The organism is Streptomyces sp. NPDC001219, from assembly GCF_053597915.1.
In genome coordinates, this window is record NZ_JBSFJF010000007.1 from 1 (window position 1) to 13,178 (window position 13,178).

10 protein-coding genes and 1 pseudogene are annotated in these 13,178 nt (G+C 74.3%); 4 read left to right on the plus strand and 7 right to left on the minus strand.

The annotated features are described in order from the left end of the window. Window positions 1-91: 91 nt before the first annotated feature. Window positions 92-1,426, minus strand: a complete 1,335-nt coding sequence (locus tag ACWC9R_RS06095) for a zf-HC2 domain-containing protein (protein ID WP_450729190.1) — start codon at window positions 1,424-1,426, stop codon at window positions 92-94. Window positions 1,427-1,584: 158 nt separating this feature from the next. After that, a pseudogene (locus tag ACWC9R_RS06100) lies at window positions 1,585-2,145 on the minus strand (sigma-70 family RNA polymerase sigma factor); the annotation flags it as partial. 476 nt (window positions 2,146-2,621) lie between these two features. On the opposite strand from ACWC9R_RS06100, the gene ACWC9R_RS06105 reads away from it, so the two are divergent. Further along, on the plus strand, window positions 2,622-2,996 hold the full coding sequence (locus tag ACWC9R_RS06105) for an STAS domain-containing protein (protein WP_262041265.1): 375 nt from the start codon (window positions 2,622-2,624) through the stop codon (window positions 2,994-2,996). A gap of 80 nt (window positions 2,997-3,076) precedes the next feature. On the opposite strand, the gene ACWC9R_RS06110 is transcribed toward ACWC9R_RS06105, so the two are convergent. The 4 genes from ACWC9R_RS06110 to ACWC9R_RS06125 all read right to left on the minus strand — a co-directional run bounded on the left by ACWC9R_RS06110 (window position 3,077) and on the right by ACWC9R_RS06125 (window position 7,114). After that, window positions 3,077-4,321: a sensor histidine kinase gene (locus tag ACWC9R_RS06110; protein WP_450729191.1), complete on the minus strand. Its 1,245-nt coding sequence runs from the start codon at window positions 4,319-4,321 to the stop codon at window positions 3,077-3,079. Window positions 4,322-4,368: 47 nt separating this feature from the next. Continuing rightward, window positions 4,369-5,031 (minus strand): response regulator, encoded by a 663-nt coding sequence (locus tag ACWC9R_RS06115; protein WP_450729192.1) that lies wholly within the window; start codon window positions 5,029-5,031, stop codon window positions 4,369-4,371. 348 nt (window positions 5,032-5,379) lie between these two features. Next, complete coding sequence (locus ACWC9R_RS06120; RefSeq protein WP_450729193.1) at window positions 5,380-5,679, minus strand: hypothetical protein; 300 nt, start codon at window positions 5,677-5,679, stop codon at window positions 5,380-5,382. Window positions 5,680-5,896: 217 nt separating this feature from the next. Then, window positions 5,897-7,114: a helix-turn-helix domain-containing protein gene (locus ACWC9R_RS06125; RefSeq protein ID WP_450729194.1), complete on the minus strand. Its 1,218-nt coding sequence runs from the start codon at window positions 7,112-7,114 to the stop codon at window positions 5,897-5,899. Between the two features lie 201 nt (window positions 7,115-7,315). On the opposite strand from ACWC9R_RS06125, the gene ACWC9R_RS06130 reads away from it, so the two are divergent. After that, complete coding sequence (locus ACWC9R_RS06130; protein WP_450729195.1) at window positions 7,316-7,873, plus strand: GNAT family N-acetyltransferase; 558 nt, start codon at window positions 7,316-7,318, stop codon at window positions 7,871-7,873. 51 nt (window positions 7,874-7,924) lie between these two features. Here ACWC9R_RS06130 and ACWC9R_RS06135 read toward each other — a convergent pair whose 3' ends face one another. Then, window positions 7,925-8,947: a hypothetical protein gene (locus tag ACWC9R_RS06135; RefSeq protein ID WP_450729196.1), complete on the minus strand. Its 1,023-nt coding sequence runs from the start codon at window positions 8,945-8,947 to the stop codon at window positions 7,925-7,927. 435 nt (window positions 8,948-9,382) lie between these two features. Between ACWC9R_RS06135 and ACWC9R_RS06140 the strand changes: the two genes are divergently transcribed. Together ACWC9R_RS06140 and ACWC9R_RS06145 are read left to right on the plus strand one after the other, a co-directional pair. Beyond that, the gene (locus ACWC9R_RS06140; RefSeq protein WP_450729197.1) at window positions 9,383-11,332 is read left to right on the plus strand and encodes a serine/threonine-protein kinase; all 1,950 of its coding nucleotides are present in this window, start codon (window positions 9,383-9,385) and stop codon (window positions 11,330-11,332) included. A gap of 130 nt (window positions 11,333-11,462) precedes the next feature. Beyond that, window positions 11,463-13,163 carry a succinic semialdehyde dehydrogenase gene (locus tag ACWC9R_RS06145; protein WP_450729198.1) on the plus strand — a complete coding sequence of 567 codons (1,701 nt, stop codon included), beginning with the start codon at window positions 11,463-11,465 and terminating at the stop codon, window positions 13,161-13,163. Window positions 13,164-13,178: the final 15 nt, after the last annotated feature.

Sequence of the window (13,178 nt, forward strand, 5' to 3'; positions counted from 1 at the left end):
AGTATCGGGGCGACCCTCCGCCTTGCGATCGCACGCACCAGACGCCGCGGGGCCGCCCTTCGGGCGAACGACGGGAGTTTGACGACAGGTCCTAGAGCCGGGACAGTGACGCGGTCGCGAAGAGCACCTCGCGGATCGCGTCGCGTTCGCCGTCCTGGCCAGCGGCGGCCTCCTCGGGGGAGATGTGGCCCGCGGCCAACTGGCAGAACTCGGCGCTGTCCAGGGCGATATGCGCGACGGTGCGGTCCGGGGTGCCCAGCGCGGCCGGTGAGTCCAGCGCTATGTACCAGTGGCCGCCGCCGTTGCCCTCGACCTCCAGATGGAGGGTACGGCCGGGTGCGCCCGCCTCGACCAGTCGCCGTGGCGGTGCGGCGAGCCCGGCCCGGCGGCGTTCGGCCAGCGCGCTGGGCAGCAGTCGGGCGGCGAGGTCGACCATCTGGTGGAGATGCCCGGAGGCCGGGGGAACGTACGGGTAGTCCACCGCCTCCGCGATGTCGCCGGCGTGCACCCAGCACTCGAAGGCGCGGTCCAGGAACGCGTCGCGCAGCGCCAGCCGGAAGTCCCCGTAGGGGACGGCGAGTTCGGCGGCCCGGCTGCCGGCGAACGACACCTGCCGCACCAGCGCGTAGCTCTGGTCGCGCCACGGCGCGTGCACGGCGACCGGCTTCCGCTCCTCGCCCGCCGCGCGCCAGAACGTTTCGGTACGGACGAGCGGGTCCGGGGTGCCGGGCGGGGCGGCCGTGCCGAGCGGGTCGGTCAGGCCCAGCGCCGTCGCGACCAGGCCGTCCACCGCCATCAGATGCCCCATGACACCGGCGACGGTGGTCTCCCGCTCGACCGCGCGCTCACCCTCGAACCAGCGCAGCCGCACCGGAGCGCGCCACTCCGCCTCGCCCATGTCGTGCAGCAGCGCATCCAGCTTGGCGGTCTCCGCGTCGTACGGCGACGCCCACTCGGGCACCGGGATACGGGCCGGCCGCCGGCCCAGACAGCCCTCCAGCACACGGGAGCGCAGCAGCGGATCGAGGTCGAGGCTGTCGGCGGGGTGCAACAGCCCGACGGCGTCGCGCAGCCGCAGCGCCTCGTCCGCGCAGGAGGCGCAGTCGGTCAGATGCGCCTCGACGGCGGCCGTCTCCTCGGCGGAGCAGGCGGCCAGCGCCCAGGCGCCGAGCAGCGACTTGAGGACGCGGTGCGGCGGAGCCGCCGGGTCGGGGTCGGGCAGCGGTGGTGCGGTGGGCGGTTCGGACCCGGGCCCGGCGTCCGTGAGGGGGCCGGCGGTGTCGTTCACCGGGTCGCGGACGGGCACCGGCGGGGTGTCGGGAAGGGGGCCGTGGTCCTCGGCGGCGGCGCGCGGGGAGGGTATCCGCGGCCGCTCGCCGGGGCTGCCGGGCAGCTCGCGGCCGTCCCATTCGTCCGGGCCGTTCACAGTGACCTTCCCTGGCCCGGGCCGGGTGGTGCGGAGGTGCCGGGGCCGGTGTGCTGGGAGTGCGGCGGGAGCGGGCCGCGGGGTGGGTGGGGCGCCGGTGCCGTGCCGGGCGCCGCGGGGGAGGAGCGCGGGGCGCGTGCGGTGTACGAGGCGCGGTGGCCGGGCGGCAGGGCGTGGTGGTGATGGGCGGTGGAGAGCAGTTGGAGGCCCAGCCGGAGGCGGCGCCGGGCCTCGTCCTCCGTGACGCCGAGGTCGGCGGCGGTCTGGCGGTAGTCGCGGCGCTGGAAGTACGCCAGCTCCAGTGCGGCCCTCAGGGGCGCGGGCATGGACGTGACGATGTAGTCGGCGCGGGCCGCCGTGGAGGCCTCGCGGATCTTCTCCTCTATCTCGGCGGGCGCCGGGGCGCCGTCCCCGCTGTCGCGCGCCGAGGCCGCCTCGGTCTGGCGCAGCCGCTGGACCGCCTGATGGCGGGTGACGCCGGCGATCCAGGAGCGCAGCGGGCCCTGCTTGGGGTCGTAGGAGTCCGGGTGTTCCCAGATGTAGCCGAACACCTCGCGGGTCAGCCGGTCGGCGGCGTCCTCGTCGTCCAGGACACGGTGGGCGAGGCTGTGCACGAGCGAGGCGAAGCGGTCGTAGAGCTCGCCCAGCGCGGCCGCCTCGCCGTGGGCGAGCCGCTGTTGCATCCGCCTGTCCCAGCGCGGTGGCGCGTCGTGTCCCATCGGAACCCCATCCCTGCCCGTCGCCTCCGGGCTCACTCCTCAGCCGTCAACAGCCGCTGCTCCGGCACCCGCACCCACGCCCGGAGCTGTGTGCGCGATCACAGCGCCCACCGTCCCATCGAATGTAATGCGCGGGTCTGACAACGCACGCTCCTTTGCGGCAAACCGAGCCCCGACGGAGACGCGGGTGGTAAAGGCCGCCGGGTGACCGGACTCACTTTGTGGCGATACTGCCCGATCGGAGCCGATCGATGCCGATCGTTCGGGTGCGCATACGGTGAGGTGTTATCCGTGTGTGACCGGATGTCGGCGAAAAGCAGCGGCCCCTGGGGCATAGCCTTAGGCGGACTGCCTGTTGCGCCAAGGATTCGGAAGAGTTTCAGGGGAGAGAGGCCGGGCAGTCGAGGCGGGGAAGGATGAGTTCCGGATGCTACCGGGCCCATCCGGTCCGAAAGCGAGCGAAAGGCTTCGAGCGCGTGTCGTTGAAGGTGGCAGAGGACGAACAGGGCCCATGGGCCGTACTCCAGGTGTCCGGGGAGATGGACCTGGTCACGTCGCCCGCGGTGCGCCAGCATGTGCACGACGCGGTGGCCGACGGCCGGAGATCACTGGTGCTCGACCTCTCCGAGGTGCGGTTCTGTGACTCCAGTGGGGTCGGCGTGCTGATCGCCGCCCGCCGTCTGATGCGCTCCTGTCAGGGGCGGCTGCGGCTGATCCTCCCCGCGCAGGGTGCCGTGGACGGCTCGCACGTCAACCGTGTGCTGGCCGCGCTGGGTGTCCGCCGGCTCTTCGAGGTCTACCCGGACCTGCGCACCGCCGTCGACGAGGCCGCCGCCCCGCTCTCCGCCTGAACGTCCGCCGCGGTCCCGCTCGCCGCCTGAACGTCCCCGGGGCGCCCCCGTCGGCCCCCGTACGCCCGCCTCCGGCTGATTCACCCCGCTCCGTACGGAAACTCCGCCCGTACGACGAAGCCGCCGTCGGAGGTGTGCCGCGCCTCCAGCGTCCCGCCGAGGCTCTGGGCGCGCTCGCGCAGCCCCACCAGCCCGTGCCCGCCGCCGGGAAGCGCGGGAACCGCCGCCGTCGCGTCCGGCGGCCCGTTACGGATCTCCACCCGCAGCCCGTGCGCCGCACGGCTCTCCTCGGCCCGCGCGGTGCTCCGCCCGGCTCTCTCGCCGCGTCCGGCCCCTTCGCCGCGTTCCCCGTCCACCGGATCGACCCGGACCCGGACCCGCGCCCCCGGTGCGTGCTTGCGGATGTTGGTGAGCGCCTCCTGCACCGTGCGGAAGGCCGCCCGCTCCACCGTCTTGGTGCCGCTCGCGCCGGCCGCCACCCCGCCCTCGTACGTCACGTCCAGCGCGCTCATCTCGATCAGCCGCGGCAGCTCCTCCAGGTCCGGCTGCGGGGCCAGCTTGTGCGCCGCGTCCGCCTCGCCGCCGTCCGCCCGCAACACACCCACCATGTGCCGCAGTTCCTCCAGCGTCCGTACGGACAGCTCCCGGATCGTCCTGGCGCCCGCGCGCGCCGCCGGGTCCTCCGCGCCGACCTGCATCGCCCCCGCCTGCAGGCTGATCAGGCTGACCTGATGGGCCACCACGTCATGCATCTCACGGGCCAGCCGCGCGCGTTCGGTGGTCTTGACCCGGTCCGTGAGCAGCCGGTGCTCCCGGCGGCGGCTGCGGGTCAGATCCTCTATACGGGAGGCGAGTTCCCGGCGGGTGCGCATCAGCAGGCCCAGGGCGATCGGCGCGGCCGAGGTGACACTGGCGTCGATCAGCACCTGGGTGTTCTCGCGGTAGACGGTGAGCTCGAAGTCGGTGATCGGATACGGGAAGAAGTGCGCGGCGATCAGCAGCGCCGCGCAGGTGCCCAGCCGCGCGCGGCCGGGCCGCTGGAGGGCCAGGGTGTAGAGCCCGATCATCGGCGCGAACCAGATGTAGCCGATGTAGAGCCCCGGCAGCGTGACGAGGAAGACCAGCAGGGGGAAGCGCCGGCGCAGTACCAGGGCCGCCGCCGCCAGCATCGAGACGCCGACCTCCAGGTCGAGTTCGAGGCCGTTGACCAGCATCGAGTCGGCGATCGCCAGCAGCACCGGGACCACCAGCGGGACGAGGGCGCGCAGCCGCCGCCCCAGCGCCCCGCGCGTCAGCGCCCGCCCCTTCGCCTCCCCGTGGGACACCGCCCGCCCCGCGCGCGCCCGCAGACGGCTGCGGTCGCCCCGGGCCCTCACCACGCCCCCCGGGGGTCGCCTGCCACCAGTCCGGCACGGTCGGCGACGATGGCCGCCTGTATGCGGTTGATGCCGCCCAATTTGCCCAGCAGGGCGCGCACATGGTCCTTGACCGTACTGGGGGCGAGCCCCATCCGGTCGGCTATCTGGGCGTTGCCCAGGCCCTCGCCGAGGAGGGCGAGCACCTCCGACTCCCGCGGCGTCAGCCCGCTGACCGCCCGCGCCGCCGACGTCTGGTCCTCGGCGGTCAGATAGCCCCCGATCACCGCGCGGGTGACCCCCGGATCGAGCACGCTCCCGCCGTCCGCCAGCGTCCGTACGGCCCGTACGAGTTGCTCCGGGTCGGAGTCCTTGAGCAGGAACCCGGCGGCGCCCTCGCGCAGCGCCGCCGTCAGGTACTCCTGGGCGTCGAAGGTGGTCAGCATCGCCACCGCGGGCGGCTCCGGAGCGGCGCGCAGCCGGCGCAGTACGGTCAGCCCGTCCACGTCCGGCATCCGGATGTCCAGCAGCACCACGTCCGCCGCACAGTCCAGCACGGTCCGCACGGCCTCGGCGCCACCGCAGTCCGCGACCATCTCGATGTCCGGGGCCGTCCCCAGGATCATCCGCAGTCCCGATCTGACCAGCCGCTCGTCGTCCACCACAGCGACACGGATCACCGGCCGCCCCTTTCTCCTTCGCACCACCCGAGCCCGCGGAACCGCCCGGCGCCGCGCGATTCCGTTCCCCTGTCACCCGGGACCGCCCTGCGACGGACCCGCACCCCCGCCGAGCGGCGGGGGTGAGCCCGCGACCTCTGGAGGATGCCGTGGGGAGGTCCCCACGGGCAGAGTGGTTCACATGCTGCACCACTGAACAGGCCCCGAGCCCAGGACGCGTTGCAGTTCACATCGGCGGCCGCCGCGACCCCCACACGCGGCGGCCGTCTGTGGCGTGCGGGGGCGGTTCGGAGGGGGATCTCCCCCGCACCGCTCACGCGCGACCTTTCACCCCCTCAAAAGCGCTGGTCAGACGCACTTTCCCGGCCCCGCCGGCCGCTCCCCGCGACACTCCGCGACCCGCACCGCGTCCCGTAACGCCGCACTGAGCTGAACCGACAAAAACCGCAACTGCCGCGCATCCACCGCCGGATCACCGATCAGCTCCCGCGCGTGCTCCAGCAGTCCGACCGCCATCCCGAGCTGCAGCTCCGCCACGTCCTCGGCGTACCGGGCGACATAGCCGCCCTCCCGGTCGGTGAGCAGATAACAGGGTTTCTCGTCGGGGGTGGTCCAGGGGAGGAGGCGGGGGGTGTGGGGGTCGTTCATCGGGTGGCCTCCGGTGCGTACGCCGGGAGGCCGGCGCGGACGGGGAGTGCGTGGGTCACGTCGGTCTGCTTTCGTCGGGAGGACGAGCCCCCGGGGAGCCCGGAGCGGCTGCCAGGGGCCGCCGTCGTTGGCTACGGCGCTGCCACGCTAGGCAGCACGACGCGGCCCGGACAGTGACGTGCCGTGCCACTTTCCGCGCGTACTGGGACGCCGTGTCCTACCCGTCGAGGCCGAGGCGGTCGGCGAGTTCCGTGAGCGGGGAGGTGCGCCGCCGCTCGCGGTGGCGGAGGTCGGCCACGAGACGGCGGCTAGTGGAGTGGTAGCGCATCCATTCCGGGGCGGTGCGCTCGGCGGTGAGCAGCGCCTGCAGCGCGCCGTCGTCCTTGTGCAGGTCGGCGAAGGCCAGCGCGCGGTCCACGTGGAACCGCGCCCGCCAGGTCGGCGGGAGTGCCCCCAGGCCGGGCACGGTGCGCGCGGTCCGTAGTGCCTCGTCGCTCCGGTCCATCTCCACCAGGAAGTTGACCTTGGCCACGCCCATGTTGGCCGGGCCGAACGGCGTCGCGTAGTCCAGGCGGTCCGTACCGATCCGCGCCGCCGCCGCGCCGGCCAGGTTGAGCAGGTCCCGTACGGTGTCGTGCCGCTCCCGGCGGACCGCGGCCGTCGCCGCGCGCAGCAGCAGGACGCCCCACAGGGCCAGTTCGGCCGGCGGGGAGCGGAACCCCGGCTCAACACGTTCGGCGGCGTTCAGCGCGACCTGCTCGGCGTCGGCCAGCCGCCCCTGCTTGGTGAGGACCCAGGCGAGGCTGGAGAAGCCCACGGTCCGCAGATGCGGATCGTCTCCTTCGGCCGCCGCCGCCATCGACCGTTCCAGGGCGGTGAACGCGGCGTCCTCCTTGCCCAGTGCCGCCAGCGTCGTGGCGGCTACCTGGTAGGCCTCCGCCAGGACCGAGTGGGCCGCGGCGGCCTCGGCCCCGGTACCCGCGCGCGCCGCCGCCTTGGCGTCCCTGATCAACTGCGGCAGCAGCGCGCCGATTTCCCCCATCCGCCCGTCGCGGCGGATGCGCTCCGTCGACCGCAGCGAGGCCCGCAGGGCCGCGATACCGGGGGCGTCCTCGGGGTCCGGCTCGTCGCCCAGCAGGTCGGACACCGGCGAGACAGCCTGACGCAGCGCCAGGACGGAGGGCTGCTCGCCCTCGTCGCGCACCTCGAAGGTGGCGGGCTGCCCGACGAGCGCGGACGGCTCCACATCCAGGGCTCTGGCCAGCGCATTCAGCGTCGTCAGCCGCGCCGTCCGGCGTACGCCCTGCTCAAGCTTCCGCACGACATCGACAGACAGCCCCGCCCGCTCGGCGAGCCCCTCCTGGGTCAGCCTCCGCCGCGCCCGCAGCCGCGCGATCCGCTCACCGATACCGGGTTCCTCGTCGAACAACTCCATGGCCACCCCCGCGAAAAGGACGTACCGGCCACGCTACGCCTGTGGGGGCGGGGACGGTTCCCCCAGCTTCGGTCGCGGACGTCAGCTGCGCCCTGGCGACCCGGCCCGATTCCCCGACCGGCAACCGTACGGTCGGCGGAACGGAAGAAGCGGCCCGTTCGTTTCTCCGGTGACCGAGTGGCCCGAGGACGCGGAGTACAGGTGAGCCCCGAACGACGGATCGTGTACCGGGAAGCGCGGCCCGCGGACCGGGAACAGATCGACGCGCTCGACGACTCGTTCACCACGGACACCGTCTACGAGGTCGTCGCGGGGGACGAGGGGTTCGCGCTGCGGTCGGTCTTCGTCGATCCGCCGCTGGTCAAGGTCTTCCCCGACGACGAGGACGATGGGGACGGCGGGACGGATGAGGGGGTGCACAGGGAAGTCGCCGTCGACGGCGGGACGGTGTGCGGTGTCGTTGCTGTCGGGGTCGAGGAGTGGCACCGCCGTCTTGTCATCCAGCAGATAGCGGTGGCGTCCACGCACCGTGGGCACGGTGTCGGCGCGGCGCTGATGGAGCGGGCCTGCGCGTACGGGAGCCGCCTCGGGGCGCGGACGGCCTGGCTGGAGACCACGAGTGTGAACGTCCCGGCTGTCCGGGCGTACCGGCGGATGGGGTTCGCCCTCTGTGGCCTCGACACCACCCTCTACCGGGGTACGCCGAGCGAGGGTGAGACCGCGCTGTTCATGAGCAGGGAACTCGGGGCCGGCGGCTGAACCTCCCCGTGGCCGGTGCCCGGTGGGGGTGCACCGGGACGCGGGCGCCCCCTACAGCCACCCCTCGCGCCCCACCACCGCCGGCCGGACCCCCTCCGGGCGGGGGTCGCCGTACGGGCGGGTGCCGCGGCCGGTGGCCAGGACGACGACCGAGGTCATGGCGGCGAGGCCGTAGGCCGTGGTGGCCATGGACAGGGCGCCCTCGGTGGTTTCGAAGGAGCGGTTGAAGAAGTCGGAGACGGTCAGCCACACCACCGTGCGGACGGTCATGTAGAGCTCCAGTGCCGCGAACACCAGGAGCGCGCCGCGGATGTCCCGGCGCCCCCGGAGGGCCAGCACGCTGAGGATCAGCAGGACGAGGACGGAGCCGACGGTGGTGAACTCGGCGGACGCCGCGAGGTCGAGGGCGCCGAGGACCGAGCCGTCGACCACGCCGCGCAGATAGCGGCCCGCGTCCACGCCGGTGGCCGTCAGGTCGCGGACCGCCCAGCCGAGTTCGGCGAGGGCCATGACGAGGAAGAGCACGCCGCAGATCCGGGACAGGCGGCGCCACTGGGCGTCCTGGCCGGGTGTTTCGGGTGCGGGGCGGCCGTCGTCGGTCCGGCGCTCGGTGGCCGGGAACATCGAGCACAGCACGACCAGCGCCACCACCACGCCCAGACCGCGGGTGGCGAGCGCCCAGCTGCCCAGCGGGTCGTTGCTGTACTGGTGGCGGTAGGCGGCGTGGAGCAGGCCCACGCCCTCCCGCAGGGAGAGCGCGAGCAGCACGAAACCGGACAGCAGCGCCGCGGAGCGCGCCACCCGCCGCTGGGCCAGCGTGAGCGCGGCGATCACCAGGAACACGGCGGTGAAGGCCCATTCGTACGGGCCGAGGATCTGGGTCGTGAGGGAGGCGCCCGGGTTGAACAGGCCCTCGACGAAGTCCCAGGTGCTGCTGTCCCCTTGGGTGATGCCGAAGACCGTCCAGGCGCCCAGCACACCGGCGTACAGCGACAGGCACAGCCCGGTCGCGAGGTAGGCGCCGCTGTGTTCCGGAGCGGCCCGGCGCGGATCGGGACCCGGACGGACATCCACCGTTCCACCGTCCTGCATCACCATGACCGACCCCCGATCCGCTTCTCGTGGCCGCCGTACCGGTCGTTCCCGTACAACAGCCTCACTGTGTCAAGGACGGCGGGAGAGCCGGTGGAGGTTCCACCCCGTGTCGTCCCGCTCACGCGCCGGTCAGCGGCGCGGCTGCCCGCCGGTGGCGGCGAGGAGGCCCCGGAGGCCCCGGCGGGGTCTCCCGGTCGCGCGCCCCGTGCGGCTCCGTCGCCGCCGTCACCTGTTCGCTGCGGTTCAGTATGACGGGGCCGCCCGTGGTCATCTGGCCCCGGAACATGGGTTCTTGGGCGCGGTGGCGGGTCCTGCGGACGTCCTCGCGCGGCTCCGGGAGGGGGTGCGGGTGACCATGGCCGGTCCGTGGGCGCCACCCCTGCCGTGCGGGGCGCCGTACGGCAAGATGGGGCCATGGGGATCTTCGGGGGCGAGGGCCGACTGATCGGTGGCCGGTACCGCCTGGGAATACGGCTGGGCCGCGGTGGGATGGGAACGGTCTGGCGTGCCACCGATGAGGTGCTGGGCCGGCAAGTCGCCGTGAAAGAACTGCACTTGGACGAGGGAACGGCCGAGGCCGAGGCCCGGGTGCAGCGGGAGCGGGCGATGCGCGAGGCGCGGACCGTCGCCGGGATCAAGCACCCGAACGTGATCGTCGTGCATGACGTGGTCGAGCAGGACGGCCGGCCGTGGATCGTGATGGAGCTGGTGGAGGGTGCGTCGCTGGCCGACCGGCTGCAGAGCGGCGGCCCGGTCGCGCCCCGGGAGGCGGCCCGGATCGGCGTCGCGCTGCTGGGCGCGCTGCGGGCCGCGCACACCCGCGGGGTGCTGCACCGCGACATCAAGCCCGCCAACGTCCTGATGGAGTCCGGCACCGGCCGCGTCGTGCTCACCGACTTCGGCATCGCCCAGGTGCCCGGCGTCACGACGCTGACCGACGCCGGCGGCTTCGTCGGCTCGCCCGAGTACACCGCCCCGGAGCGGATGTCCGGGCACGGCACCGGCCCCGAGGCCGACCTCTGGTCGCTCGGGGTGCTGCTGTGCGCCGCGCTGAGCGGCGCCTCGCCGTTCCACCGCGACTCGCTGGGCGGCGTGCTGCACGCGGTGGTCTACGACGAGATCGAACTCCCGGAATCCGCCCGCCCGTTGCACGCCGTCGTGGACGGGCTGCTGGAGCGGGAGCCGGAGCGGCGGCTGGGCGTGGCCGAGACGGAGCGGCTGCTGCGCGGCTATCTGCGGTCGGGCCGCGCCCCGGAGCGTGAGCCGGGCGGGCACCCGGCGCACGGGTCCGGCCGTGGCCCCGGCGGCTCCGGCGGCGGAGGCTTCGGGGCCGCGGGCCTCGCGGCGGAGGCCGAGGCCGTGGCGGGCGGGGGCGCGCCGGGCGGCCCCTTCTCCGGGGGCCCCGGCACCCCGCGCCGCCCCGGGGCCGACGTCCACGCCCCCCTGTACGACGCCCCCGGCGGCGGCCTGCCCGGTGACCACCCGTCCGGCGACCATCCGCCCGGTGAGCACCCGCCCAGCGAGGACCTCCCGGCCGCGGGCACGCCGCCCCCTGGCCCGGCCGCGGCCGGCCCTCCCCCTGCCGGCGGTGGCGCCGGACGGCCCGGCGGCCGCGTCCCGGGCCAGCCGATCCGGGACGCCCTCGACGGCCGGGCGCTGGCCGCGGCCGCCCGCCCGCACACCGGCCGCGCCCGCACCGCCCTGCTGGTCGCGCTCGCCGCGGTGGTGATCGGCGGCGCGGGCGCGGGCCTCGCCGTACTGCTGATGCACACGGACGGGACCGGCGGCGGCACCGGCACCGGCGGCCGCCCCAGCCGCTCCCAGCAGGCCTCGGACAGCGGGCCACCACAGAGCGGCGGCGCCGGCACGGCGCGCCCCACCGTCACCGCGCCGCCGGCCTCCGGGGGCGGCGGCCGGGTCCCGGCCGGATACCGCCTCGTCCGCGACCCGGCCGGCTTCTCGCTCGCCGTCCCCGAGGGCTTCACCCGCTCCTACGAGAACGACCGCGTCTACTACTACTCCCAGGGCAAGCGGTTCCGGATCGGCGTCCAGCTGCAGCGGCAGGTGCCGGAGGGGCCGCTGGGCGCGATGCGCGCCGCGGACGCCAAGGGCCCCGCCGATTACCGCGGTTACCGTCAGGGGAAGGTCACCGAGACCACCCACAACGGGCTCCAGGCCGGCCTCTGGGAGTTCGTCTGGAACGGCGGCACCCAGGACGGCGGCTCGCGCTACACCTACGACCTCAGCTGGGACGAGGGCGGCCGGATGATCGACCTGTGGATCTCCTCCCCGCTCGCCTCGCGCACGGAGGCCAAGCGCCACCTCGACACCGCGCTCGACGCGTTCCGGCTGTCCGGGACGTGAGCCCGGGCGTCCCTTTCGTCCCAGACCAGCACCCTTGCGGCCAGTGAACACTGGCGCGATGGCGGATGCCGAGGGAAAACTCATTACTGCCGGGTACACAAAGCGCCGGGGGAGGAATACGCTCGCCCGCATGACGGACTCGCAGGACACCGGAACAGCTGCCTCCACCGCGGAGGCCCCCGCCGAGGCCCCCGCGGCCGCGCCCGCGGCGCCCGTGGCCACCGCGCCCGCCGAGGCCCCCGACGGAGGCAACCCGGTCGCGCCGGCCCCCGCGGGCGCCCGTACCGCCGCGGAGGTGGTCACCCCGGAGATCGCCGCCCGGCTGGGCCGCGGTGTGGTGAGCGGGGGAGGCCGTACCGCCAACCACACCCCGTTCACCGGCGAGAAGCTGGCCGACCTGCCCGAGTCCACCCCCGAGGACGTCGCCACCGCCTTCGAGCGGGCCCGCGCCGCCCAGGAGCGCTGGGCGAAGGTCCCCGTCAAGCAGCGTGCCGCGGTCCTGCTCCGCTTCCACGACCTGGTGCTGCGCCGCCAGGCCGAGATCCTCGACCTGATCCAGCTGGAGACCGGCAAGGCGCGGCTGCACGCCCACGAGGAGCTGCAGGCGGTCGCCGTCACCGCCCGCCACTACGGCCGCAGGGCCCACGCCTACCTCCGGCCCAAGGCCCGCACCGGCGTCGTGCCGACCCTCACCAAGGTCACCGAACTCCGCCAGCCCCGGGGCGTCGTGGGGCAGATCGCCCCCTGGAACTACCCCTTCGAACTCTCCGTCGGAGACGCCCTGCCGGCCTTCGTCGCGGGCAACGCCGTCGTCATGAAGCCCGACACGGAGACCGCGCTCACCGCCCTGTGGGCGCGCGAGCAGCTCATCGAGGCCGGGCTGCCGGAGGACGTCTGGCAGGTCGTGATCGGCGAGGGCCCGGTCGTCGGCCCCGCCGTCGTCGCGCACGCCGACTACGTCTCCTTCACCGGCTCGACCCGTACGGGCCGCGAGGTCGCCCAGGGCGCCGCCGCACGGCTGGTCGGTGTCTCCCTCGAACTCGGCGGCAAGAACGCCATGTTGGTCCTCCGGGACGCCGACGTGGAGAAGGCCGCCGCCGGTGCCGTCCGCGGCTGCTTCGCCTCCGCCGGCCAGCTGTGCATCTCCATCGAGCGGCTCTACGTCCACGAGTCCATCGCCGACGACTTCCTCCAGCGCTTCGCCGCCCGGACGAAGGCGATGCGGCTCGGCAGCTCCCTCGCCTACGGCGCCGACATGGGCTCCCTGGTCGGCGAGCGCCAGCTGGAGACCGTCACCCGCCATGTCGACGAGGCGGTCGCCAAGGGCGCCACGCTGGTCGCCGGCGGGCGGCCCCGCCCCGACATCGGCCCGCTGTTCTACGAGCCGACCATCCTCGACGGCGTACAGGCCCCGATGGCGGTCTGCGACGAGGAGACCTTCGGCCCGGTCGTGTCCGTCTACCGGTTCCGCGACGAGGACGAGGCGGTGGCGCTCGCCAACGCCACCCCGTACGGGCTGAATTCCAGCGTCTGGACCAAGGACGGCCGCCGCGGCCGCGCGGTCGCCGCCCGGATGCGCACGGGCACGGTCAACGTCAACGAGTCCTACGCCGCCGGGTACGCCAGCGTGCAGGCGCCGATGGGCGGCATGGGCGACTCGGGCCTGGGCCGCCGCCACGGCTCCGAGGGCATCCTCAAGTACACCGAGGCACAGACCGTCGCCCACCAGCGCCTGATGCCGCTGGCCCCGTCCTTCGGCATGACCGACGAGAAGTACGCCCAGTTCATGAGCCGCAGCCTGCGCGCGATGAAGGCGTTCCGGCTCCGCTAACCACCGCAGGGAGAG